The sequence below is a fragment of the Wolbachia endosymbiont (group B) of Rhopobota naevana genome (assembly GCF_947250615.1).
Taxonomy (GTDB): domain Bacteria; phylum Pseudomonadota; class Alphaproteobacteria; order Rickettsiales; family Anaplasmataceae; genus Wolbachia.
Genome location: NZ_OX366333.1, coordinates 137,133 through 160,238 on the forward strand (window position 1 = coordinate 137,133; position 23,106 = coordinate 160,238).

General features: G+C 33.4%; 26 protein-coding genes, 1 tRNA gene and 1 pseudogene. 15 read left to right on the top strand and 13 right to left on the bottom strand.

The window, feature by feature from the left end:
• Positions 1-349 precede the first annotated feature (349 nt).
• The 3 genes from OOL01_RS00740 to der form a co-directional block, all read right to left on the bottom strand.
• Positions 350-829 (bottom strand): disulfide bond formation protein B, encoded by a 480-nt coding sequence (locus tag OOL01_RS00740; protein WP_264686889.1) that lies wholly within the window; start codon positions 827-829, stop codon positions 350-352.
• 79 nt (positions 830-908) lie between these two features.
• Complete coding sequence (locus tag OOL01_RS00745) at positions 909-1,964, bottom strand: hypothetical protein (RefSeq protein ID WP_264686890.1); 1,056 nt, start codon at positions 1,962-1,964, stop codon at positions 909-911.
• A gap of 132 nt (positions 1,965-2,096) precedes the next feature.
• The gene (gene der / locus OOL01_RS00750) at positions 2,097-3,422 is read right to left on the bottom strand and encodes a ribosome biogenesis GTPase Der (protein WP_264376004.1); all 1,326 of its coding nucleotides are present in this window, start codon (positions 3,420-3,422) and stop codon (positions 2,097-2,099) included.
• A 135-nt stretch (positions 3,423-3,557) separates the two neighbouring features.
• Between der and OOL01_RS00755 the strand changes: the two genes are divergently transcribed.
• From OOL01_RS00755 to OOL01_RS00775, 5 genes are all read left to right on the top strand, one after another.
• Positions 3,558-4,382, top strand: coding sequence for a hypothetical protein (locus OOL01_RS00755; RefSeq protein WP_264686891.1), 825 nt, complete (start codon positions 3,558-3,560; stop codon positions 4,380-4,382).
• Between the two features lie 124 nt (positions 4,383-4,506).
• Complete coding sequence (locus OOL01_RS00760) at positions 4,507-6,033, top strand: acyl-CoA carboxylase subunit beta (RefSeq protein WP_264686892.1); 1,527 nt, start codon at positions 4,507-4,509, stop codon at positions 6,031-6,033.
• Positions 6,034-6,786: 753 nt separating this feature from the next.
• Complete coding sequence (locus OOL01_RS00765) at positions 6,787-7,935, top strand: M61 family metallopeptidase (RefSeq protein ID WP_264686893.1); 1,149 nt, start codon at positions 6,787-6,789, stop codon at positions 7,933-7,935.
• Between the two features lie 65 nt (positions 7,936-8,000).
• A complete protein-coding gene (locus tag OOL01_RS00770) occupies positions 8,001-8,255 on the top strand; it encodes a hypothetical protein (protein ID WP_019236861.1) in 255 nt (84 codons plus the stop codon).
• Between the two features lie 223 nt (positions 8,256-8,478).
• The gene (locus OOL01_RS00775) at positions 8,479-8,652 is read left to right on the top strand and encodes a hypothetical protein (protein ID WP_179943622.1); all 174 of its coding nucleotides are present in this window, start codon (positions 8,479-8,481) and stop codon (positions 8,650-8,652) included.
• 141 nt (positions 8,653-8,793) lie between these two features.
• Here the strand turns inward: OOL01_RS00775 and OOL01_RS00780 are convergent.
• Positions 8,794-8,866, bottom strand: a tRNA-Thr gene (locus tag OOL01_RS00780).
• 19 nt (positions 8,867-8,885) lie between these two features.
• Between OOL01_RS00780 and OOL01_RS00785 the strand changes: the two genes are divergently transcribed.
• The 3 genes from OOL01_RS00785 to pdxH are packed head-to-tail and all read left to right on the top strand — an operon-like array spanning position 8,886 to position 10,419.
• Entirely contained in the window at positions 8,886-9,029 is a 144-nt protein-coding gene (locus tag OOL01_RS00785) for a hypothetical protein (protein WP_164819321.1), read from the top strand.
• Positions 8,995-9,810, top strand: coding sequence for a bifunctional DNA-formamidopyrimidine glycosylase/DNA-(apurinic or apyrimidinic site) lyase (gene mutM, locus OOL01_RS00790; RefSeq protein ID WP_264377530.1), 816 nt, complete (start codon positions 8,995-8,997; stop codon positions 9,808-9,810). Before OOL01_RS00785 ends, mutM begins: the two co-directional genes overlap by 35 nt.
• A 15-nt stretch (positions 9,811-9,825) precedes the next feature.
• The gene (pdxH, locus tag OOL01_RS00795) at positions 9,826-10,419 is read left to right on the top strand and encodes a pyridoxamine 5'-phosphate oxidase (protein ID WP_006014087.1); all 594 of its coding nucleotides are present in this window, start codon (positions 9,826-9,828) and stop codon (positions 10,417-10,419) included.
• A 113-nt stretch (positions 10,420-10,532) separates the two neighbouring features.
• On the opposite strand, the gene OOL01_RS00800 is transcribed toward pdxH, so the two are convergent.
• The 4 genes from OOL01_RS00800 to trmD form a co-directional block, all read right to left on the bottom strand.
• Complete coding sequence (locus OOL01_RS00800) at positions 10,533-11,330, bottom strand: phosphoribosylformylglycinamidine synthase subunit PurQ (protein WP_064085770.1); 798 nt, start codon at positions 11,328-11,330, stop codon at positions 10,533-10,535.
• Complete coding sequence (locus OOL01_RS00805) at positions 11,327-12,580, bottom strand: PstA family ABC transporter permease (RefSeq protein WP_264686894.1); 1,254 nt, start codon at positions 12,578-12,580, stop codon at positions 11,327-11,329. The genes OOL01_RS00800 and OOL01_RS00805 overlap by 4 nt, the downstream gene beginning before the upstream one ends.
• 253 nt (positions 12,581-12,833) lie before the next feature.
• Positions 12,834-13,211, bottom strand: coding sequence for a 50S ribosomal protein L19 (gene rplS / locus OOL01_RS00810; RefSeq protein ID WP_007302278.1), 378 nt, complete (start codon positions 13,209-13,211; stop codon positions 12,834-12,836).
• Entirely contained in the window at positions 13,208-13,906 is a 699-nt protein-coding gene (gene trmD / locus OOL01_RS00815; RefSeq protein ID WP_010403659.1) for a tRNA (guanosine(37)-N1)-methyltransferase TrmD, read from the bottom strand. The genes rplS and trmD overlap by 4 nt, the downstream gene beginning before the upstream one ends.
• Before the next feature lie 74 nt (positions 13,907-13,980).
• Here trmD and purC point away from each other — a divergent pair, with 74 nt between their 5' ends.
• A complete protein-coding gene (gene purC, locus OOL01_RS00820) occupies positions 13,981-14,703 on the top strand; it encodes a phosphoribosylaminoimidazolesuccinocarboxamide synthase (protein WP_010403657.1) in 723 nt (240 codons plus the stop codon).
• Here purC and purM read toward each other — a convergent pair.
• Positions 14,700-15,737 (bottom strand): phosphoribosylformylglycinamidine cyclo-ligase, encoded by a 1,038-nt coding sequence (gene purM, locus OOL01_RS00825; protein WP_264686895.1) that lies wholly within the window; start codon positions 15,735-15,737, stop codon positions 14,700-14,702. The two genes, purC and purM, sit on opposite strands and share 4 nt — an antisense overlap.
• Positions 15,738-15,874: 137 nt before the next feature.
• Between purM and OOL01_RS00830 the strand changes: the two genes are divergently transcribed.
• From OOL01_RS00830 to virB9, 3 genes are all read left to right on the top strand, one after another.
• On the top strand, positions 15,875-16,150 hold the full coding sequence (locus tag OOL01_RS00830; RefSeq protein ID WP_012481935.1) for a hypothetical protein: 276 nt from the start codon (positions 15,875-15,877) through the stop codon (positions 16,148-16,150).
• On the top strand, positions 16,135-16,500 hold the full coding sequence (locus tag OOL01_RS00835) for a histidine phosphotransferase family protein (RefSeq protein ID WP_125855783.1): 366 nt from the start codon (positions 16,135-16,137) through the stop codon (positions 16,498-16,500). Before OOL01_RS00830 ends, OOL01_RS00835 begins: the two co-directional genes overlap by 16 nt.
• Before the next feature lie 545 nt (positions 16,501-17,045).
• On the top strand, positions 17,046-17,831 hold the full coding sequence (gene virB9 / locus OOL01_RS00840; RefSeq protein ID WP_007302273.1) for a P-type conjugative transfer protein VirB9: 786 nt from the start codon (positions 17,046-17,048) through the stop codon (positions 17,829-17,831).
• Positions 17,832-17,838: 7 nt separating this feature from the next.
• On the opposite strand, the gene OOL01_RS00845 is transcribed toward virB9, so the two are convergent.
• Positions 17,839-18,432, bottom strand: a complete 594-nt coding sequence (locus OOL01_RS00845) for a ribonuclease HII (protein ID WP_264686896.1) — start codon at positions 18,430-18,432, stop codon at positions 17,839-17,841.
• A gap of 5 nt (positions 18,433-18,437) precedes the next feature.
• Positions 18,438-19,418 (bottom strand): phospho-N-acetylmuramoyl-pentapeptide-transferase, encoded by a 981-nt coding sequence (mraY, locus tag OOL01_RS00850; protein WP_007302271.1) that lies wholly within the window; start codon positions 19,416-19,418, stop codon positions 18,438-18,440.
• 157 nt (positions 19,419-19,575) lie between these two features.
• On the opposite strand from mraY, the gene OOL01_RS00855 reads away from it, so the two are divergent.
• A complete protein-coding gene (locus tag OOL01_RS00855) occupies positions 19,576-20,553 on the top strand; it encodes a hypothetical protein (RefSeq protein WP_264686897.1) in 978 nt (325 codons plus the stop codon).
• A gap of 68 nt (positions 20,554-20,621) precedes the next feature.
• Complete coding sequence (locus OOL01_RS00860; RefSeq protein ID WP_010403621.1) at positions 20,622-21,185, top strand: DNA-3-methyladenine glycosylase; 564 nt, start codon at positions 20,622-20,624, stop codon at positions 21,183-21,185.
• 200 nt (positions 21,186-21,385) lie between these two features.
• Here the strand turns inward: OOL01_RS00860 and OOL01_RS00865 are convergent.
• A pseudogene (locus tag OOL01_RS00865) lies at positions 21,386-21,613 on the bottom strand (helix-turn-helix domain-containing protein); the annotation flags it as partial.
• 149 nt (positions 21,614-21,762) lie between these two features.
• Positions 21,763-22,782, bottom strand: coding sequence for an Mrp/NBP35 family ATP-binding protein (locus tag OOL01_RS00870; RefSeq protein WP_264686898.1), 1,020 nt, complete (start codon positions 22,780-22,782; stop codon positions 21,763-21,765).
• Positions 22,783-22,861: 79 nt separating this feature from the next.
• Between OOL01_RS00870 and OOL01_RS00875 the strand changes: the two genes are divergently transcribed.
• The gene (locus OOL01_RS00875; protein ID WP_264686899.1) at positions 22,862-23,098 is read left to right on the top strand and encodes a hypothetical protein; all 237 of its coding nucleotides are present in this window, start codon (positions 22,862-22,864) and stop codon (positions 23,096-23,098) included.
• The last annotated feature ends 8 nt before the right edge of the window (positions 23,099-23,106 follow it).

Genomic DNA, 23,106 nt, shown 5'->3' on the forward strand with positions numbered 1-23,106 from the left:
TATAGCTAAAGCTTCAGGCCAGCACTTGATGCTGAAATCTTTACTACAAATAAGCATATTGAGCACAAAATTATGCTAAAATACAACGTTTTTGGTGAGACTATGGACAAACTGAATCCCAGTATCTGGGCACTGGGATGACAAGAAATAGGCTGCTTTCATAACAATGAAAGGTTATTTGGATGATAGCTGCACTTCCAGTTTCAGCTACTCGGATGACAAGAAAGAGGGCACTGGCATGCTGAACCATAATGTTCGTACAGCTGTGCAAGAATCAGTGGGTGTGACTTGCCAAATTTTTAAATTACGGACAGCACCAAGTAACGCACAAGTACAGCGTCTATACCAGTTACTGTTGTACCTTATTTCTTTCTCCACAATACATTTTACCTGATAAGAATAGAGCTACTATAAGATAAATAAGATTCCATGTTGCTAACGAAACACCAAAAATATAATGAGGTCTGTCGCAAGACGGAGAGTAGTTAGGGTTTAATAGATTATTTCTTAGCTCTTCTATGCTAACGTTACCACTTGCTTGCTCTGTACAGCCTAAAACATCATGAAATAAGTGGAGTTCAAGACCTACATGATAAAAAGATATTATTGCACCAATGAGATAGCTGCAAAACATCGCATAGATTAGGATTTTGTTGTCTTTGAACATGTACGCAACTGCAAGTAGCCCTGTAACATAGTAAACTACTCGCTCGTATATGCATAACTTGCATGGTAGCATATTGAAGAAATACTCTAGCACATATGCAAAAATCAGAGCAGCGGCACTTGACAGCAAAAAGATTGTAGAACTGTTATTTACATCTGACATAGTTAATGAATTACTACAATATCTGTGAAGAGTCAACTCTTGTTTGACAACGTTTCATGTAACGATAGAACACTAAGTACTATGTTACTACTTTTACACCTCTATACATATGCTCGCCGTTGTATATTGGTTCAGTAATCAGCCCTTTCATATCAGTTGCAACTCTAGTATCACTATCTATTTTTGCAATTTCTTCTTTGGTATACAATTCATCCTTGTTTTTCGTCCAGCTATTGTCATATTGAATATCAACTTCTCCTCCATTGGTTTTAAACCCAAATGTTTCTTGCATAAGCAATCTTGCTTCTTCCAAACGTCTATTGTAACGTTTGTTAGAATCTTGATAGCTAGATATAAGAAGAAGAACGTCATTAGAAAGAGTGAAATATACTATCTCTTCCATAATTTTGTAAATCTCATGTTCTGATAACTTAAACAAAGGATAATCTTTTTGAAACTTATTCTTTACTTCATTGTAAATTTCCATAATTTTTACTCTACCAGCATCGCTTAGAGCAATGATAGCATTTTCAATACTTGCTATACCATCATAGTCATAACCTTTTCTGTCATTTTCAGCAGCCAAAAAGCCATGCACAGCCTGAATCTCACCAACTTTCTTATCTTCTTTAGGTAAGATATCAAAATCAAAATAGATCATAGGAGATTTCAATACCAACAACATAAATATACGCATACTGTCTATCTCAACACCAAAAGATAATCTTTTACTTTCTGTAATAGAGTATAGATCTTTGAAATATTGAGATACAGTGTATAAAGGACATTTAGATAGTTCTGTTTTCTTATCTGTTTGTAAGTGAAAGCTAAATTCATACTCTCCTAAATCCAGCTCATTAAAGTCTATAAGCTCTATGTTTTTGTTTGGGTTAAACTCTCTGTTTGATATTTTATTCTCCAACTCTTTACGTTGCGTAGGAGTAAAACCAGATCCATTTATTACTAACTTCACTACACGCGTATCTTCTCTTTTTGCCCATTCGCTCAATCTCTCCAAATATTTTTCTGGGATCGGATATCCATATCGCCTTGGAAGCCACTGAAATACTAAAGGTGTATCAACCGTGAAAGTATGTGGAGATCCAGGCCTTAAATCTTGTCCTTTATAATTCATAGCAAAAGTACTAAACAAGTTAATACTTTACTATATAATATTAATTTATCAACTACTTATTTAAGTAATATTATTTACTTATTAAGAATATTAATAAGATAAAAAACTATATTATTAATAAAACAAGATTACCTACTTTACATAGGGATTCTTATTCTTTTTCAAAAGCAATCTGACTGGTACGCCTTCAACAAAGAAGTTTTTTCTAAGACCATTAGTCAAATAACGTTTATAACTCTCATCAACACTTTCCGGGACGTTGCATACCAAAGAAAAAGCTGGAGGTTTGGTGCCAATTTGAGCAATATACTTCATTTTAATCTCTCTACCTTTTATAAGTGGGTGAGAATGTTTTTCCACAGCATCTATTAGCCAATTATTCAGTTTTGCAGTGCTGATCTTCTTGTTTAAGGATTCACTCACTTCAAGACACTTATCTATCACATCACCACAGCGCATGCCTTTCAATGCAGAAATTGTTACAGTTGGCACTTCCAAAAATAACCGAGTCACTTCCTGTTGTTTGACAAATTTTATTAACTTACTTCTGTCATCCTTACCTATTAAATCCCACTTATTTAAAACAATGATAATTCCCTTCCCCCCTTTAATTGCAGCTTCAGCAATTGATAAATCCTGCTGCTCAACGCCAAGCAAGGAATCTAGCATTAAAATCACTACATGAGAGCGCTTTATTGACTCTATACTTTTTTCAACAAATCTTGATTCTAAGTTATCAACAACATTTGCCTTTCTGCGGATTCCCGCAGTATCGATGAGAGTGATTAATTTCCCATTATGGTCGTATGAAATATCCACAGAGTCACGCGTGGTACCAGGTTTTGAGCTTACTATTAGTCTATTTTCTGCAAGTAAACTGTTTAAAAAAGTTGATTTTCCAACGTTTGGGCGACCGATGATTGCAATCCTCAGTCTAATGGACTCACTTTCAGGCAGCTCAGTTTTTTTGTTAAAATCTTCAATAACACCAGCTAATACATCATAAAGATCAATCATACCAAGATTATGTTCGGCTGAGATATACACCGGACCTATGAAGTTGAAGAACTGCAAATAATCAACATTTTCCGATTTATGACTTTCGCATTTGTTTGCTATTAGTATTACAGGTTTGTTCGTTTTTCTCTTCAGCCACTTTGCAAACTCTTTGTTCTGCTCGTTTTGCACTTTTGCATCAACAAGAAAAAAAATTACATCTGCGCTTAATAAAGAAAACTCTATTTGTTCAATAACTTGTAGTGAAAAACTGGTTTGGTCATTCCATCCTCCTGTATCTATAACTTTAAACTCTAAATCACTAATTCTTCCAATTCCTTCACGCCTATCTCTCGTTACTCCTGGAATGTCACTAACTACCGCTGCTTTTCTTCTTACTAGCCTATTAAATAGAGTTGACTTGCCTGCATTTGGAAGACCTATTATGACTATTTTCAGCATAGTTTAAGAGCGTATTTTATACATAGTAAATTATAATCAAAATTTTTTAGTTTAACTATTGACTTGATAGATTATATACCCATCCTAAAATTAGGATATTTTATCTTAAGTTTATTATGTAAAATTGGAGGCGCTATGCATAATGCAAATGAAACTTTAATAATGAATTTCGATCAAGTTGCTCAATTAACTCCTAAAATTTATAAATTAGGGACACCTTATAACAACAGGACACGTATATATAACTATATAACTTTAGCTAAAGCATTGGAGAATCTCAATGATCCATCCCGGTCACATGCAAATAAGGAGCTTTTTTTGAGTGACAATGATGAAGAAACTAAGAAATTTCTGAGTGTAATTCGAAAAGGAATTGCTGAATATACAGGTAATGATTCTGTAGATGTGAGGTTGAGAGGAAAAGAAGATAAATCATTTACTGTATGGGTATCGTTAAAAGAAGGCAGAGGTGAGTTAAAATTTGATAACTCATTTCCTGGTAAAGTCTTAAAGGATAGTAATCCAAAAATTGGAGCTTTTACATTGGTATCTCCAGAAGATAAAAGGTTGGTGAGTGTTTCACAAAGTGATGATGGTGTAAGGCTTTATCAAATACTAAATGAGTCTTGTATAATTAAATTTAACTGGAAAGTGGATGATAGAGATTGCAGTATTGCTTTAAATATTAGTGGAAATGGTAACGTATTTTGTACTGATTTAAGTGATAATATAAGTCCTGAGGACTTCGAGGAAAACAAAGCTGTAAAAATAAAAATTGGCTATTATGAGAATAAGAAGATGGATAAATATAATGACATGACTCTAGCAAAATTGGTCTCATTGGCTTCAAACTTACAAGGAATTGAAAGAGAAGTTATAACAATTAATCCATCAACAGGTGTAACAAGTGCAAGTGCACAGAATGTTAGTGAGTCTCAGCATTCTCAAAATATTAAATAGAAATTGCTAGCGCATTAATTATCGTACACATACACCGTTGCATGCAGCAACGGTGTATGTGTATAATCAATAGGATTTGTAAGCTCAATAAAGTTTACAACCAATTTGAAAGTTATTTTACTACATGCAAGACTCTGAAATACTAGAAACTCTAAAGATCAAAACATTAGAAGCCGAAAAAGGAGGAGGTCCTGATAGAGTTAACAAGCAACATGAAAAAGGAAAGCTAACCGCTAGAGAAAGGCTGGGTATATTGCTCGATGAAAATTCATTTCAAGAGTATGATAAGTTTGTGAAGCATCACGCAACTGATTTTGGCATGCAAAATGCTGATTTTTTAGGTGATGGAGTTGTAATTGGCCATGGTACTATTTATGGCAGAAAAGTTTTTGTTTATTCTCAGGATTTCACTGTCTTTGGTGGATCACTTGGTGCATCACATGCAAAAAAAATATGCAAAATTATGGATATGGCAATTAATGCCAGAATTCCAATTATCGGACTAAACGATTCTGGTGGAGCCAGAATCCAAGAAGGAGTAAATTCCCTTGCTGGTTACGGAGAAATTTTTCAAAGGAATGTAAATGCATCAGGCGTTATACCACAAATCTCTCTAATCATGGGCCCATGTGCTGGCGGTGCAGTTTACTCTCCAGCGCTAACCGATTTTATTTTCATGGTAAAAAATAGCTCATACATGTTTATAACCGGACCAGATGTAGTGAAAAAAGTTACATACGAGAACGTAAGCCACGAAGATCTCGGTGGAGCAAAAATTCATACGAGCAAAACAGGAGTAGCAGATTTTGCATTCAATAATGAAGTTGAAATGCTACTAGAAATGCGAAAATTCTTCACCTTTTTGCCAGCAAATAATCAAGAGTTGCCAAAAACTGTACCAATCTGCGACTTAATTGATGATGTTGATGAATCTTTGAACACTCTAGTTCCTAGTAATCCTAATACTCCTTATGATATGTATGAACTCATTGAAAAGGTGTGTGATGAAAGGAAATTTTTTGAACTAAAACCCGATTTTGCTCGTAACATCATAATTGGCTTTGGCAGAATTGGAGGAAATACTATTGGTGTTGTTGCAAATCAACCTATGCACCTTGCAGGATGCTTGGATATTGACTCTTCAAGAAAAGCTGCAAGGTTTGTAAGATTTTGTGACACATTTAACATTCCCATCATCACACTTATTGATGTTCCAGGGTTTTTACCTGGCACGAATCAAGAATACAATAATATAATACAACACGGAGCGAAACTGCTTTACGCTTACGCTGAAGCGACCGTGCCGAAAATTAGCCTTATCACTAGAAAAGCGTATGGTGGTGCATATATTGTTATGAACTCAAAGCATTTAAAAGGTGATATAAATTATGCTTGGCCAACCGCTGAGATAGCTGTAATGGGCCCTGAAAGTGCAGTTGAAATTATATTTAGGCATGAAAAAGAACAGCAAACGTTAATCAAAGAATATAAAGAGAAATTTGCTAATCCATTTTTTGCTGCATCACATGGATACATTGATGACATTATAGTGCCAAGTAAAACAAGGCATCACTTTCACAAAGCATTAGAGCTACTTAAAAACAAGAAAGTAGAAAGAATATGGAAGAAGCATGATAATCTTCCTTTGTAACTTTCCTCTCAGTCTTTATTGTAAGGTCTACAGTGCCGTTACACCAAGTTGGATTACCAATAACGCTAACTTTTGGGTTCCTTTTTTCTATAATATATTCTTATAGCTAAAAAATTACTTCCGCATATTCTAAATCTGATTATAATGACAATTAGAGATACTTTTAGAGCTCAAAAATTTATCTTTGTCTGCAGACTTTTTTTTATTAAACAATCAAACTCATAAAAAAATGTAGCGTATCCTCTTCAGCGTATGTGGGTGCATACACACATACTTAATTTCTGTCGTATGTGCACTGCATTTTTTTCTAATCTTTTTTTCACAGGGGGATTTTATGTTCAGAATTCCAGATACTTGACCTTTACTTTAGCTAATAAAAACCAACTGGTACCTGCGGTTTTTATAGCCTCAAAATTTCAATCAAGCTTCAACTATCATTCAAAGAAACTTATAGTTATTCTTAGTGTTATTACTATAGTAGCAATGCTTATATATGATGATAAGAATATGGATCCTTTATAACTTTTTTCTCAGCCTTTATTATAAGGTGTTCAATAATATGGGAAGAGTAAAGTTTTAAAGAGATAATTAAAATTATCCTTATCACCTACTTAGCAATAAATTATATTTGCTTAATCGTAATTACTTACACTTCTTCAATGTCCTGTTTTATTTATGGCAAACATTAAGCTTAAAAATGTACACAGTCTATTAAATTATATTATTTGTTTTTTCCTTATATACATTCAGTATATGCATTCTGCTATTGCTTTAGATAACTCTTCATCACATTTAAAAAACTTACCTGATTTTTTACCTTTTAGAAAACCTTTTGATAATATAGAAAAAATTATTAGAACTGACGATTTTAGAAGTTTTGATCTTGATAAAAGAAATAAGCTTTATACCAATACTCATAATAGTATCAGTCTTGTAAATATTATTAATAAAATTATCTTAGCTCAAGATAACTTATTCATACTAGAAAGTAAGCCGTATAATATAGTACTTGTTGATAATCCCAATCTTAGTAGAACTACAGGTGCTGCAGGAAAGGACTATGTAATTATTGAGGGAAGCTTAAAAAAAAATATCAAAGATTATACTAGAGTGATATCACATGAATTAATTCACAGATATATAGGACATATAATAGAGCAAGACAACGATAAGAAAAATGAAATAAAATATAAGTGGTTTTTTGAAGGATTTACGGAATTTTATGGAGTGAAAACCTTACTTGACACGAAACTTATTGATAAAGATGAGTACTTAAAAATAATTAATATTACTTTAAAAGAGTATTTTAATTCTTTAATACCTAATATTGATTTCGAAAAAATAAATCAAAAACATTTACTTGATCAAAGCATAAGTATGCTAAGCTATAACAAAGGTTTTATCCTTGCAACAATAATTGATGAGAAATTAAATGAGGTTAGTAATGGAAGGTATAACTTATTGACTACTATAAATAGTATAATAAGTGAAATAACTTCAAAGAAAGTTAATTTTAATGTTGACTTATTTGCAAGTCATTTAAAACATTACTTACCAGAGTACCTTATAAAAGACATCATAGCCTCTATAAGAGATTCTAGCATACTTCTCAAATTACTACCCAGCAGATTACTAAATAAAAATTTAACTTTCCAAGATACTGATAAGTATAGTGATATATGCTTTAACTTAACCAGAAGTCTAGAGCTACAAAAGATACGTGGGGTTAAATTAGGTGGTGATTGCCATAATATGGGACTCAAGGATGGTCAAGAACTAAAGTGTTATAGTATTGACTTTAATAGTGGTAATATTAAGTTAAAAGTCCTTGAAAACAAGATACCGAAAGTTATACATTTGAAAGCCAACAAAATAACGAGTAGCATTCCAATATATAAATAGCTCAGATAAATGCTTGACAAAAGCTATAGTAAACCTAGACTTTGCTATTTTAAGGCAAAATAATTATGGTAAACAATAAAGAAAAACAAGTGGATTTATTATTAGAGCTTCTTAGCGCTAATATCGGTCAAGTTAGTAGTAGTGTCATACTTAAAAGAATAGAAAAGCTTTCAGATAATTTTCATGGTAGAAATAATCACAATAGCCATTGTCAGTTTGATAGAGATGGTGGAGGGCATGGTAATATATGCTGGGCAGATAAGATAAAAGAAGACCTGACTGAGAACTATCACAAAAAGGATAGAGAAATTTCTATATAATTTTTCATTAGAGCTATTTTACGGTAATTATTCAAGAGTTGAAGGATTTGGCAAGAGAAGTCCTTTTGTATTACCGTTAATATGTGTTTCCAACAATGGTGATCTCGGTCCACTAGATGATTTGAGAACATGTGTCCCTCATAAATTTGTTGAATATAACATCAGCAATACTAGTTGGGCTAAGTTCTTATCAGATAAATTTTTTAATAACTTTTTGAGTGATATGGAAAATAGGCCTGATGATTGTAAGCAGTGTTGTTATGAAAATATTTGTGGTGGGGGAAGTTATGGTAACAGGTTTAACCCTGCCAACGTAAGTTTTAATAATCCTTCAGTATATTGTGAGGGATTTTTGGCAAAGGATTATACAATTTCTTTTAATGCATGGATTTTCTAAAGAAAAATTACGGCAGGTATTATTGAATAGTAATACTGAAAAAGCAGCTTAATGGTAGTGTATAAAAGGTATTTACTAGACGTTTTTCTATAATCTAATTAGCATCTAGAGGATTGACTTTATGAATATCGTCCTCTAAACTGCCGTTACCAAGATTCGAACTTGGGACCTCGTCATTACCAATGACGTACTCTACCACCTGAGCTACAACGGCAAGTTCACGTATTATGATAATGAATAACATGAAAAAAAATAAGGAAAAAGAAGAAGAGAGAAAAAGATTGGCAAAAGCTTTAAAGCAAAATATTCTAAAAAGAAAAAAACAGCAACAGAGTAGACAAGATGCCAGAACTCCCAGAAGTGGAAGTAATCTCTAACTTCTTATTTGATAAAATCAAAAATAAGAAAATAAGTAATGTTACAGTCAATAATTGGAATTTGCGTGTACCAATAACGAAGAATATTGATGATTTGCTAAAGGGCAAAGTTATAAATGATATCAAGCGTAGAGGTAAATATATAATCTCGAATATAGATGGTAGTATGGCTGTCATCATACATCTTGGCATGAGTGGAAAGCTTATATATGCTGAAGACAATCAAGCACAGAACAAACATGATCATGTGATATTCTTATTTTCTGACAACACTTCACTAATCTTTAATGACCCAAGAAGGTTTGGATTAGTGATTGTTTTAAACAGAGAGCAAGAACTAAATTTTTTTAATAACCTAGGAATAGAACCCCTCACAGATGAATTTGACGGACATTATTTACAGAAGTTGCTAAAGAACAGAAAAGCAAATATCAAATCAGTATTAATGAATAATAAGCTAATAGTTGGCGTAGGTAACATATATGCTTCTGAGAGCTTATTTAGAGCTCGAATATCACCACTTAGGCTAGCACAAGATTTAACATATATAGAGTGCGAAAAACTTGCTATCGAAATAAAAAATACTCTGAGTGATGCAATTGCTGCTGGTGGTTCAACACTGAAAGATTATGCACAACCATCTGGATCTGCTGGATACTTTCAAAATAACTTTTACGTATATGGTAAAGTGCAAAAACCTTGCAGAATCTGCAACAATATCATAACACTTATACGACAAAATGGTCGTAGCACTTATTTTTGCAATGCATGTCAGAATTAAATTTTATTTTTGCATATGACACTCTTACCTGAAAAAGATCCTTTTGATTTGTTCTCAAAGTGGTATCAAGAAGTACTTAATTTTCCGTGTAAAGAGTCAACTGCAATGACGCTAGCAACGTGTAGCAAAGACTGCATTCCATCTGCAAGAGTGGTATTACTAAAGGAATATAGTAAAGAAGGTTTTGTGTTCTTTACTAACGTAAACAGTAGAAAAGGAAAAGAATTGACTGAGAACCCCAAAGCTGCACTCGTATTTCATTGGACAGAATTTTCTAGACAAGTACGAATTGAAGGAGAAGTTAGGCTTCTAAGCGGCAAAAAGGCTGACGAATATTTCTCCTCTCGAGCACGTGATAGTCAAATTAGCGCGTGGTGCTCAAAACAATCAAGAGTTCTGAAAAATTGGCAAGATTTTGAGCAGGCTATAGAATTGAAAGAGAAAGAATTTCACAATACACAAGTTTCTCGTCCTGACTTTTGGGTGGGATTTTGCGTAATCCCAAAGGTAATTGAATTTTGGCAAGAAGGTGAATATAGGAGACACACTAGATTTAGATATACTCTTGTTGAGAAAAGCAATTGGAAAGTGGAACAATTATATCCCTAACGTTAGAGAAAGCTACTCTGCAGATCAAAAATAAGGATTTATTGTCATAACAGGACCTGATCAAGTAACTTTTTATGGTTTAAAAACTTGTTGTATGTAACGTATTGTAATACTTACGCAAAATATTTTAGTGCATTCTCAAATATGAGCATTCCATCACCATATTTTGGCATAGCCACTCCTGAACGTTTACATTTTTCTTTTTCAAGAGGCCAGTTGTCCTGCTGAGTAAAAAATATTCCTCTCTCTGGGTGAGGCATTAAAGCTAAAACTCTACCACTTTTGTCTGACAAAGCTGCCAGGTCGTATATAGATCCGTTTGGATTGTAAGGAAATTGTAAATTTGCATAGTCACCATTTTCATCAACGTAACGCAGTGCAACGGAATTATTTTCAATCAATTGATTTAAAATATCTTGATCCATAAAAAACCTGCCTTCTCCATGAGCAACAGGAAGATATAGCTCACTCAGGCCCCGTAGCCAAACAGAACTACTCTGCGGATTAACTCTCACTCTAATCCAACGACATTGGTAATTACCTATATCATTAGAGGTTAAAGCTAGATTAGAGAATTCTGGAACTAATTTTACTAATATCTGGCAACCATTACATATCCCTATAATAAGCTTATCCTGAGATAAGAAATTTTGAAATTCGTCTAACAAGTTGTTTTTTATACGCAAAGCAAATGCATTACCAGCACCAGTATCATCACCATAGGAAAAACCTCCTGGAATTGCAAGTATATTGCTTAATTTCAGTTCACTTGGATTATCTATAATATCATTAATGTGAACGATTTTTACTTCAATATTATTAATACCAAGCTTTCTGCTGCATTCCATAAATGCAAATGCAGTTTCTTTTTCGCAATTTAAGCCATAACCAGATAGGATTGTAATTTTCATGAATCAAAAAACTCGAACTTTCTTTTTACAAAATTTGCTATTAAATTCAAAGCAAATAGCATTAACAATAAAGCTATAATTGCAATGGCAGCAAGCTCAATAAATGCAATTTCAGGACTACTTGACCATATGTATATTTGTACAGGTAAAACAGTTGCCGGATCGAAGAAGGATGTAGGTGTATCAGCAATAAATGCTACCATGCCTATCATAAGTAAAGGGGAAGATTCGCCTAAAATCCTTGCAATTGCAAGCACTGCACCATGTATTATCCGTGGCAACGCAATCGGTAAAGAGTGATCCAATATCACCTTGATGTGAGGTGCACCTAGCGCAAACGCTGCATCTTTTATTGCAATAGGAACGTTTGTAAAGGCATTTTTTGTTGCAATAATAATATTAGGCAGCATCATAAATGAAAGAGTCATCCCGCCAACAAGCGGTGAAGAACGGGGTAAACCAAATATGCCAAAGTAGAGAGTCAGTCCTACCACACCAAATATTATCGAAGGCACTGCAGCAAGGTTATTCATGCTAATTTCTACAATACTGGTTATTAGCCTATTTCTAGGCATAAATTCATAAAGACAGATACCTGACATAATTCCTATTGGCAATGCCAACGCTAAGCATACTATAATTGTCATTAATGAACCGATAAATGCCCCTAAAATCCCTGCATTCTCAGGCTCACGAGAATCAGACTTAAGAAACAGAGACTTATTAAAAAATTTTCTTACTCTTCCCTTCTCTTTTAACCAATCAAGTAATTTAGCATAATGATCATTCAAACATTTATTTTTATATAGTGAATTGATCACACTCGATGCGGTAAACCAAATCTCATATTCACCACTATCTTTTACTTTCTTACGAAAAAATTTCTCTAGTTCTTTGTAAGAATTACGACTTAAAATTTCGTCACTGTCTTTAAAGTCAATTCCTTCAAACACTTTATGTAAAGAGTTATTGAGTAGTCTAATGGACTTATATCGTAAATCACCAGGATTATTAGTTAAAATAAGATCAGCATTTATTTCAACTGGCAATAAAATTTTCGTTACTGTTAAAGCACTGTAAGAGTTAACTAATATACTTAGTAATATACATATAGGACACCCAATTGAGACAATCAGTGCTGTAAAAGAGCAAAAGCATAAAATGCTGTTCTTTTTATTTTTTCTTTTTACACGAGCATGTACGCGCTTAGATTGAAGTAACTTAAGGAAGTTTTTCTTTATTATACCCATTTACTTTTCTTTACATGAGGATTTGAAAAGACTTTCCCCTTTTTCCAGTGCTTGACACTGAGATCTAACAGGCTTTGCCTGCAAATAATTTTTATATTTTCCATGAAAGCACAAACCAAAAGGAGAATCTGGATCCCAGTGTCAAACATTGGGATGACACCACAGCAGGAGGCAAAGTACAGTTGTGCGCTACACACTGGGATAATAAGAGAGAGTTTTGAGATGATACAATTGACATCACTCCCTATTGTATCTACTTAGATTTTTTTTTAACATAAGTAGTACGTTCTTTGATCCTTGCAGCTTTCCCAAATAGCTTGCACAGATAATATAATTTTGCTCTACGGACCTTTCCCTTTCTCATCACTTGTACTGAAATTAATGCAGGAGAGTAAACAAAAAATTGTGATACTATACTTTCTCCATGACTTACCTTTCTAACTGAAAAAGAAGAGTGTAATCCACGATTTCTTTTTGATATACATACGCCCTCAAATATCTGTATACGCTCACCCGTACTATCAACTACCTTAAAAGTGACCTTCAAATCATCGCCAGGACAAAAAGCTGGCATCTCTTTGGCTAACCTTTGTATTTGTTGTTCGTTAAATTTTTCAAGTAAGTTTGTCATTTATCATCTCCATTCAACAATTCAGGTCGACGTTCCTTTGTTCTAACATATGACTGTTCCCTTCTCCAATCACTTATTTTTCTGTGATTGCCAGACAACAGAACCTTAGGAACTTTGTACCTACTCCACTGCTCAGGCCTAGTATATTGAGGATATTCAAGCATACCACCACTATAACTAAAACTTTCTTCAGCAACGCTATCGAAATTATTTACTACACCTGGAAGAAGCCTAATACATGCATCAAGAACCACCATTGCAGCTGGCTCACCTCCCGAAAGTATATAATCTCCAATACTTAACTCATAAGGAGTATACACATCAATTACTCTTTGGTCAACACCTTCAAATCGACCACACAATATTGTTACATGAGGAATTTCTGTTAGCTCCTTTGCAATGCTCTGATTAAATTTTGTACCAGATGGAGTCATATAAATAAATCTAGTATTTTTATGAGCAGAAAGCACATTATCAACTGCATTACCAATCACATCTGGGCGCATAACCATCCCTGCTCCACCTCCATATGGAACATCATCTATAGTTGAATGTTTATCTTTAGCAAAAGAACGAATATTTACTATTTCAAGATTCCATATTTTTTTTTCCAACGCTCTTCCAGCAAGAGAATAGTTCAAAAATCCGGGGAACATTTCTGGAAATATGGTTAATATTGTAACATTGAACGCCATTAAGGTTTATTTTAAGTTATTTGGGGCTATACTCTAAGAACAGTAAATTGATATGATACATAGTTAAATTAAATATGTCACTGAATAAAACGATATACGAAGGTAAAGCCAAAGTCATTATTGAAACTGAAGACTCATCAACTGTTATACAGTACTTTAAAGATGATGTTACAGCGTTCAACAAGAAAAAATATGAAATTATTGAGGGCAAAGGAATAATTAATAATCATGTTAGTGCTTTTATCATGGAAAAGCTTGAAGAAGCAGGAATTAGCACGCACTTTATAAACACTCTAAACGAAAGAGAACAGCTAGTCAAAAAACTCAAGATAATACCTCTTGAGATAGTGGTTAGAAACATTGCAGCTGGCAGCTTTTGCAAACGTTTTAATATCAAAGAAGGTGAGACACTTACATCTCCTATAATCGAGTTTTTTTACAAAAATGATGACCTAGCCGACCCAATGGTGAATGAAAATCACATATTATATTTTGGTTGGTTATCCCATAAAGAAATGGAAGAAGTTAAAACTACAACTTTAAAGATCAACAAAATCTTAGTCGACCTATTTTCAAATGCAAATATATATTTAGTTGATCTCAAGTTAGAATTTGGCAAATTGATAAACAACAGCACTAAAATCATTTTAGCCGATGAAATCAGCCCTGATAATTGTAGGCTATGGGATAAAAATACGCATAAAAAGCTAGACAAAGATGTTTTCCGTTTAAATCTAGGAAACTTAAAGGAAGCATACTCAGAAGTTGCAAAAAGACTGTCAGTAAAGTTAGACTAACTAAATACTACTCTATCAAGTGGAGGGTTACATGCCTCATCAAGTTTTCCAATAATCTCAATTTTTTCTCCACGCTTTTGGAAATGGCTTTCCACATCCTTCATATTATCGGGATCTACAATCAGTACTATACCTATGCCGCAATTAAATGTTTTTAACATTTCTCTCTTTTCTATTTTGCCTTCTTCTTTCAGCCATAAAAATATATCTGGCCATTTCCAAGAATTAATATTTATGTCTACAAATAAATTTCCTGAGAGAATTCTTGGAATATTGTCTATTAACCCGCCACCTGTTATATGCGCAATGCCTTTTACCTTTGGCATAATAGGCAACAAAGAATCAACATATATCTTTGTTGGCTTAAGTAATATTTCACCCCAAGATTTATTATTCCATGGAGATATATCATTATAATTTATACCTAAGCTTTTAAAAATATGGCGCACCAAAGAAAATCCATTTGAGTGAATTCCATTTGATTCTAAACCAACTACACAGTCATCTGCTTTCATTATACTACAATTTGGAAGAATTTGCTTTCGATCAACAACACCAACCACAAACCCTGCAAGGTCATAGTGATTGTTACCATACATTCCAGGCATTTCTGCAGTTTCTCCACCAACTAATGCTATTTTAGATTCCTTGCACCCTTCTGCAATGCCCTGGATTACAGACAATAAAACGTTTTTGTTTAAAACGCCTGTTGCAAAGTAATCAAGGAAAAATAAAGGTGTTGCTCCTTGTGCAAGTAAATCATTTACACACATTGCAACTAAGTCTATACCTATAGTATCATGCTTATTCACCTCTTGAGCTATTAATAGTTTTGTGCCCACTCCATCAGTTGAGGAAACAAGTACTGGATGGTCGTATTTCTTACTCAGCGAAGAAAAGTCAAACAATGCAGAAAATGATCCTACTTCACTAATTACTTCTTCTCCTTTAGTCTTTTCAATAATAGGTTTAACTTTTTTTATTAGTTCATTATATAGTTTAAGGTCTATTCCAGATTTAGCATAAGTATTCATAACGCCTTCATAAATCTTATAATTATTAATACTACATTAATGCTTTGACACAAAAAGCGCAACGAAACTTTCTCTTAAATTGACTACTACATGCCTACCAATATAGGGTTAACTTAAATCATTTATACTTTTATCCAATGAATAAAAACATAATGTTAATAACAGAGTGCCTATCAGGACGAATTCTTCATGATTTTGCTAGTTCTATGCAAGGGATAGTGGGTGGATTGGAAGAGCTTGAAGAAAACAACCCTAATATGCAAAACGAAGCATTGTCATTGCTTAAAGAAAGCTCCGATGATTTAATATATAAATATAAAGTTATGAAGCAAGCGTATTCTCATTCATCAGATAATTGCAGCTTTGTTAAGACTAAATCCAATATAGAAAATTATTTATTAAAAAAAAAGTAAAGCTTCAGTGGAGAGTAAGTGAATGTCCTACAGAAAACTTAATTGAAAAAATAAATAAGATAATTTCCAATATGGTGATAACTATAATCAGTGCAGTGGCACAAATTGAATTAGTGTCTATTTTACTGACTAAAACAGAAGATAAAACACTACTCACTATAAAAGTAGTAAATGAACATAAATCAATAAGTACATTATTAGTGAGCAAATTAACAAAAAAAAATGATATTCGTTTGGATACAAAAGACATTATTATCTATATGACTTCTTTACTGTTAGAACAGTATAACACTAAAATCAATTGCACTTGTGAAAGTAATTCACTGAATATAGGCTTAACTATAACTTGAGATGGCTTCATATTTCATAAAAAGGAATCGATACTATAAATTTGAATCTTGGATAAGAAAAGGAAAAATTTTGTGGAGTAACCTAGACATAAAATCTGTAGTTAATTTGCAGGAAGTGTTAAATAAACCATACGCGTCAAGTTAAGGAAATATCGTGAAATATAGCAACATTTGAGATGGATATTTTATTTGTTACATTTATTTTTTTAGGGAGTTCTTATCTAGAAGAAGATGATTTTTTCAGAAGAATCTATAAATTAATAACTTTATTACTTAATATATAAAATAGTTTTTTTTCGTTTCCTTTCTTCCTTATACCACTTTTCCTTAACTTGACGCGTATGGTTTATTTAACACTCCCTAATTTACCTCACAACTCATTTTAACATATATGAAAATAATGTTTAAAGAATTTTTTCCTGCTTTTTCCTGCAATAATGAATTATTATGAAGCTTGCATTTTCTGTCGCTTACTACTGGGATAGTTTGATAGTTGCAGTACATGTCTATCAATGATAAAATAAAGATCAGTTTATTTTGATACTATGATTAGGGTACTCTTTGTTGCACTATTATTTTTTTGTGGTGGTTATGCACTTGCAAAACAGGAACCAAGACCAATAGCTGGTGATAACCACATAAAGGTAATGAATTATAATCCACAGGCTATACATAAGTACACGGGCTTTTATGGTTATCAATCCAGCATATTGTTTGAGCCAGGGGAGGTAATAGAGAGTCTTTCAATGGGTGATGCAACCGGTTGGCAACTCCTTCCTCAAGGTAATAGATTATTTATTAAGCCTATAGATGATATTGCCGATACTAATGCAACTATAATTACCAATAAAAGAGTTTATTATTTCGAATTTCATGCTGAAGAAGCAAACGGGCTAGATGATCCAAGGTTAGCATATGAAGTAAGGTTTCTTTATCCACTGTTCAACAGTGATGAAATTTATTCAACGAGTAACGGTGATATTCTAGAGCAAGCTAGTCATACCACTATCCCTGATATAAGTGATATTGAGGTTATAAAGAAAGGCTTGAATTTTAACTATTCCATCTCGCACGTTAAAGGCAGTCAATCAATAATACCAATTAAGGTTTTTGATGACGGAAAATTTACATATCTACAATTTAATAAAATAAACTCTGATTTCCCGGCAGTTTTTATGGTTGATTCTGCAGGATATGAATCCTTGATAAATTTTCGTACAGTTGATGACTACCTGATAATTGAAAGAGTAAGCTCGGTATTTACCTTAAGAAACGGATCAAGCACAGTCTGCCTGTTTAATGAAAACATACCTTTCAAAAAAGGTAAGTGATTAAAGGCTATAGTATTCTTATAGGTGCAAAATTCTTTCTATGGTGCTTCGTAATTCCATGAAGGCCAATAGCGCTGAGGTGTTCTTTTGTTCCATATCCCTTATTTTTATACCAATTATATTGAGGATGTTTATTATGCAATTCTTCCATAAGCCGATCTCTTGTAACTTTTGCAACGATTGAAGCAGCTGCGATTGATATACTTAAGCTATCACCATTCACTATAGATTTTACTTGCCATTTTACTTCAGATGGTTGATTACCATCAACTAGCACATAATCTAGTTCTAGATTCAAGTTTGCCAACGCACGTTTCATTGAAAGCTTTGTTGCTTGCAAAATATTGTATGAGTTTATTTCTTCTACGCTTGCCATTCCTATACCAAATTTTGCAACAGACGTTATTTTTTCGTATAGAACTTGCCTACACTTAGGGGTTAGCTTTTTTGAGTCGTTTATTCCATCAATAACCGTATCTCTATCAGTAAATATTACAGCTGCAGATATCACTGGACCGGCAAGCGGACCTCTTCCAACTTCATCTACTCCTGCTATAATTCCTGATAATGTATCTTCTAATGTGAAATCTGGATATTTCATAGTTCCTATAATAAGAAAGTTAAAGCAAAAATCGAACAAGCAATAGAAATTATCCAAAATTTTATAACTATTGTATTTTCTGACCACCCTTTCTTTTCAAAGTGATGATGTATTGGTGTCATAAGGAAAATTCTTCTTCCTGCTCCATATCTAAATTTTGTATATTTAAAATATGATACCTGAATAATCACAGATAAAGTCTCTATTACAAAGATTATTCCAATAACGGCAAAAAGCATTTCTTTTTTAATTAGAACACTAGTGAGTCCTAAAGCTGCACCGATTGATAGGCTTCCAACATCACCCATAAATATTTTTGCTGGATGTGTGTTAAACCACAAGAAACTTAAAATAGCTCCTATAAATGCAATGCAGAATAAAGTAATGTTTACATCTGTCTGAGTGATGTATGCAATTAGCCCCAAAAAAGCAAAGGAAGTAATGGCTTGAGTTGCAGCAAGGCCATCTAGGCCATCTGTAAGATTCACAGCATTAGAAGAGCCGACAATTACAAATGCAGCAAACGGAAGATATAGATAGCCAAGGTCGATTGCTACTTCTCTAAATAGAGAAATTTTTGTAAAACCTTCAGCAGATTGTAGCTTAAGTATAAACATACAGACCAGAGTAACGACAAACTGAATAAGTATTTTGGTTTTTGCACTTAAACCTCGGTGGTGATTTGTCTTCAATTTTAAATAGTCATCAATAAATCCAAGTAGAGCAAAAAATAGAGTTATAAATACCAGCAATGAAATTTCTGGTGTTAATTGAGTCCAAAGCAGGATTGGTAATAAAGCAGAAGTTAGTATTATTATTCCACCCATAGGTGGTATATTCTTTTTTGTTATTAAATGACTTTCTGGTCCATATGATCTGATTGGTTGTCCATCTTTACTTATCTTTTTTAGAAGTTTTATAAAATAGGGAAAGAGAATAAACCCAAAAATAAATGAGATAAAAAACGTCTTTGTAGCTGAGATCACCTGCCTATTCAAAATTAACTAGATATTATACCAAAAGCTTTACCTAATCTCAATTTATACCTTTTTATCAGCTCATTTTATTTGGAGTAAATTTAGTTATTGATTAGTTATAGCAAAGTTTGCATACTGATATTTAGTTAATGGTAAGAGGTGGCATATGTTAGATTATATTAAAAAGCTTTTGTGGGCTACTACAGTACCTGATAATGAGAGTAGAGTTAAAAGTTCTTACACGCATATAGTAGAGAAACCTTCTTTTGGTGATGCAGCTTCAAAGTTGAGTAAGGAAGAAAGGTCAGAAGAGCATCTTGTTCTTCTAAAAGGTAAAGGCAATAGCTCTGGTACAACTGTAACAGAAGGATCGTCTAGTATTCAGAATGCAGTATCAGGCAAGAACAAGCGTGAATATATCAAATTAGACAGTGATGAAGAATGGGATAAATTCTTTGAGTTACAGAATGATCCAGACACTAATACTACAAACAAAGAACCTTTTTCTCCGAAGAAAGGAGAATCTCACTATCATGGTAAAGAGATTGTAGGCAAGATTGCTGACCAAATTAAGGCAGAGATATCGAAGGTATATACCATAGAGTCCATAATGATAAAAGAAGGCAAAAGGGAAGAGAATATTGTTTATCCTACCGTGAGAGTTGTGCTACATGCTAATAAAGAAGGAGTAGATATAGCTAAACTTCTAGGCGGTAGTATATGTAAAGAGTATGGTGTAAGAACAATTACATTTTGTCATCCTAATCAAGAAAAAAAGAGAGGGGCATGTTGCTATATTAATAATGATAGTGATAATGAGGAAAGAGTTTATGAAATAATTAGTGGGTTATATGAAATGACTTTAAAGTGGTATGTTGATGGAAGAGAATGCAAAATTAAAGTTAACATTGATGGTAATAATGGTGTAACTCTCCTTGAAGGCAACGGTGTTACTGCAGAGCAGTTGCGTGCAAATAAAGAAGTCAAAATAGGTAAGAGACGTGAACCAAAATCTTTATATGAAGCGTTAGTACCGCAATTGCAACAAAAGAGCTCTGAATCAGTCAAGGTTTTACAGCAGCCTTCAACAGATGTAACAAATGTGACAACAACACCAACTTCTACTTCTCAGAGATGCTCTTGACTAAATAAATAAGAAAAAGCAAAAATAGTATAACTTGCTTACAAATGTAAGTAACTTGTACTTCTATGATGAATAACACAATATTACCAAGAAATTTCTATGAACGGCCAACTTTAACCGTAGCTGGGGAGCTGCTAGGGAAGATTCTGAAATTTTCTAATTTTAGTGGAATAATAACTGAAGTTGAAGCGTATATAGGAATGGATGACCCAGCTTGTCATGCAGCAAGAGGCTATACTAATCGAACCTCAGTAATGTTTGGTACGCCAGGGTTTTCGTACGTATATTTTATATATGGAATGTACTATTGTCTAAATATTGTAACAGAAGCAGAAGGATTCCCAGCAGCAGTGTTAATACGAGGATTAAAGCTCACTGAACCGCTTGAAGCAAATTTAGGCGGGCCAGGCATACTGTGCAAAAAATTAAACATTACAAAAGAACATAATAAACAAGACCTTACTATAAGTCATGAATTTTGTCTCTATGAATATCACCTCAAACCAGATTATGTGTGCACTCCAAGAATCGGAATTAGTAAAGGCAAGGAGAAATTTTGGCGATTTAAAAGTTGCGTTTTAGCAGAAATGCCTAAAATCACACTCAACAATAAATATAGACCTCCTGCATAAACTAGATAAAAAGGCAAATAGCCTTTTATGTTTACCAACAATAGACTTCTTGGATAACCTAAGGATATTTTTTGATCTTCTATGGGGGAGTTAAACATTCCCTTTTTATAAAACTTTTGCATACTCCTATTTAACTTTAATAGCTCTTTATCTTCCTGAAATCTGGATGTTTTATCAATGCATCTTCTATTCAGCCGTTAGCAAGAACTTTCACTTATTCCATAGCTTTGCACTATATGGAAATATGTACGGTATTTACACAAATATTCGAGTGCTATTAATAAATATATTTGGTTTTCCTCCTCTTGCCTTTTTCTTGGCCTCTTCCTCTATTAAAATTTCTATTATTTTTCCAATGTTTTTCTTTTTACTCCTCTTAGTCTTCGAAGCTTCTCTTCATCAAGTTTACTTACCTGCTCAAAATTTATACCTTCCCTAATATTGCTTCTACTACTTGTTTCTTAAGTTATCCAAGAAGTCTATTGTCTGTTCAGATACGAGGTAGCTGCTGCCATTTGAAATATTTTATTCACCTAAAATTACATTCTACCTATTTTAAAAGTAGTTTAAAAAAACTTTATAGACTGCATACAAAAGACCTAACATCTTTAGCAATGCCTTCATAAATCCTTACTAAATCCTCACTTAGTATTGAAGGATTTCCACAATCAGAAGCACTACATATTTGCGGATCTAGAGGAACTCTGCTCAAGAGTTTGACTCCCAGCTCTTCAGACATTTTTTTTGCACCACCTTTTCCAAATATGTGTATTTTTGAATTATCTTGAACAAAATAGCTCATATTTTCCACAATGCCGATAATTGGCACGCTGAGCTTTGTGAACATATCATAAATTTTTTGTGCATCGATTAAAGCAAGCTCCTGTGGAGTTGAAACTATTATTGCTCCAGTTAAACTAAAATTCTCCATCAGACTTAAATGTACATCGCCAGTGCCAGGCGGTGTATCAATGATTAAATATTCTATATCAGACCACCTTGTTCCCATTAGCAAATTGTAAAGTGCTTTTGTGATCATAGGTCCACGCCATATTACTGCGCGGTCCTTATCAATAAAATAGCCAATTGAAATAGTATAGAGACCATGTTTCTCTATAGGCATTGCTTTACCACTCTGTATTTCTGGTTTTAATTTCTCAGTGCCCAACATTTTAGGAATCGAAGGACCATATATATCTGCATCAACTAGCGCAACTTTATGTTTTAATTCTGCTAACGAAAGAGCTAGATTTAGTGCAACTGTCGACTTACCCACACCTCCTTTACCAGAAGCAACGACAATTATATTTTTCACTCCTTCGATATGAAGTTTAGCTTTTTGTTGCCTAGCTTGTTTTTGACCAGTAGCAACTACAGTAACCTTTCCTACTCCCGGTATCGCCTTAACAGCTTGCTCACAATTTTTTCTTAATTCTTCATTTGGCTCAGTAACTTCAAGAGCAAAAGCAACATCTTTACCTTTAATAATAATTGAGGATACTACACCAACATTCTTACCACTTTTCTTCTCTATAACCTTTTTTAGGCTCTCTCTTACGGTTTCCTCATTAACCTGTGTAAATTTTTTCCAGAACATATGATGAAATTTTTTCTATTGGTGTATACTAACATAGAATAATTAAACTGCACTGACTTTAAAACGAGGTTACAAGAATATGCTAAATGATAACAACTTAACACAAGCACAACGAAATTTGCATTTTAAGTTGAAAAAGGTAATATCAAATGGTGAGGGAATTAGTAATATCTTGAAAGTAGCCTCAGAGAATGATTTACTAAAAGTTCTTACAATAGGATATACTACACGATTTCCAACAGATGGAGGACGCACTTTAATACTGCTTAGCCTAGCTATACATAGAGACAATAATGAATGTGTTAATTCTATTTAGAACAAGCT

Coding starts and splice junctions, on each gene's coding strand:
- OOL01_RS00740 (WP_264686889.1), bottom strand. CDS start 829: ATGTCAGATGTAAATAACAGTTCTACAATCTTTTTGCTGTCAAGTGCC.
- OOL01_RS00745 (WP_264686890.1), bottom strand. CDS start 1,964: ATGAATTATAAAGGACAAGATTTAAGGCCTGGATCTCCACATACTTTC.
- der (WP_264376004.1), bottom strand. CDS start 3,422: ATGCTGAAAATAGTCATAATAGGTCTTCCAAATGCAGGCAAGTCAACT.
- OOL01_RS00755 (WP_264686891.1), top strand. CDS start 3,558: ATGCATAATGCAAATGAAACTTTAATAATGAATTTCGATCAAGTTGCT.
- OOL01_RS00760 (WP_264686892.1), top strand. CDS start 4,507: ATGCAAGACTCTGAAATACTAGAAACTCTAAAGATCAAAACATTAGAA.
- OOL01_RS00765 (WP_264686893.1), top strand. CDS start 6,787: ATGCATTCTGCTATTGCTTTAGATAACTCTTCATCACATTTAAAAAAC.
- OOL01_RS00770 (WP_019236861.1), top strand. CDS start 8,001: ATGGTAAACAATAAAGAAAAACAAGTGGATTTATTATTAGAGCTTCTT.
- OOL01_RS00775 (WP_179943622.1), top strand. CDS start 8,479: ATGGAAAATAGGCCTGATGATTGTAAGCAGTGTTGTTATGAAAATATT.
- OOL01_RS00785 (WP_164819321.1), top strand. CDS start 8,886: ATGAATAACATGAAAAAAAATAAGGAAAAAGAAGAAGAGAGAAAAAGA.
- mutM (WP_264377530.1), top strand. CDS start 8,995: ATGCCAGAACTCCCAGAAGTGGAAGTAATCTCTAACTTCTTATTTGAT.
- pdxH (WP_006014087.1), top strand. CDS start 9,826: ATGACACTCTTACCTGAAAAAGATCCTTTTGATTTGTTCTCAAAGTGG.
- OOL01_RS00800 (WP_064085770.1), bottom strand. CDS start 11,330: ATGAAAATTACAATCCTATCTGGTTATGGCTTAAATTGCGAAAAAGAA.
- OOL01_RS00805 (WP_264686894.1), bottom strand. CDS start 12,580: ATGGGTATAATAAAGAAAAACTTCCTTAAGTTACTTCAATCTAAGCGC.
- rplS (WP_007302278.1), bottom strand. CDS start 13,211: ATGACAAACTTACTTGAAAAATTTAACGAACAACAAATACAAAGGTTA.
- trmD (WP_010403659.1), bottom strand. CDS start 13,906: ATGGCGTTCAATGTTACAATATTAACCATATTTCCAGAAATGTTCCCC.
- purC (WP_010403657.1), top strand. CDS start 13,981: ATGTCACTGAATAAAACGATATACGAAGGTAAAGCCAAAGTCATTATT.
- purM (WP_264686895.1), bottom strand. CDS start 15,737: ATGAATACTTATGCTAAATCTGGAATAGACCTTAAACTATATAATGAA.
- OOL01_RS00830 (WP_012481935.1), top strand. CDS start 15,875: ATGAATAAAAACATAATGTTAATAACAGAGTGCCTATCAGGACGAATT.
- virB9 (WP_007302273.1), top strand. CDS start 17,046: ATGATTAGGGTACTCTTTGTTGCACTATTATTTTTTTGTGGTGGTTAT.
- OOL01_RS00845 (WP_264686896.1), bottom strand. CDS start 18,432: ATGAAATATCCAGATTTCACATTAGAAGATACATTATCAGGAATTATA.
- OOL01_RS00855 (WP_264686897.1), top strand. CDS start 19,576: ATGTTAGATTATATTAAAAAGCTTTTGTGGGCTACTACAGTACCTGAT.
- OOL01_RS00860 (WP_010403621.1), top strand. CDS start 20,622: ATGAATAACACAATATTACCAAGAAATTTCTATGAACGGCCAACTTTA.
- OOL01_RS00870 (WP_264686898.1), bottom strand. CDS start 22,782: ATGTTCTGGAAAAAATTTACACAGGTTAATGAGGAAACCGTAAGAGAG.
- OOL01_RS00875 (WP_264686899.1), top strand. CDS start 22,862: ATGCTAAATGATAACAACTTAACACAAGCACAACGAAATTTGCATTTT.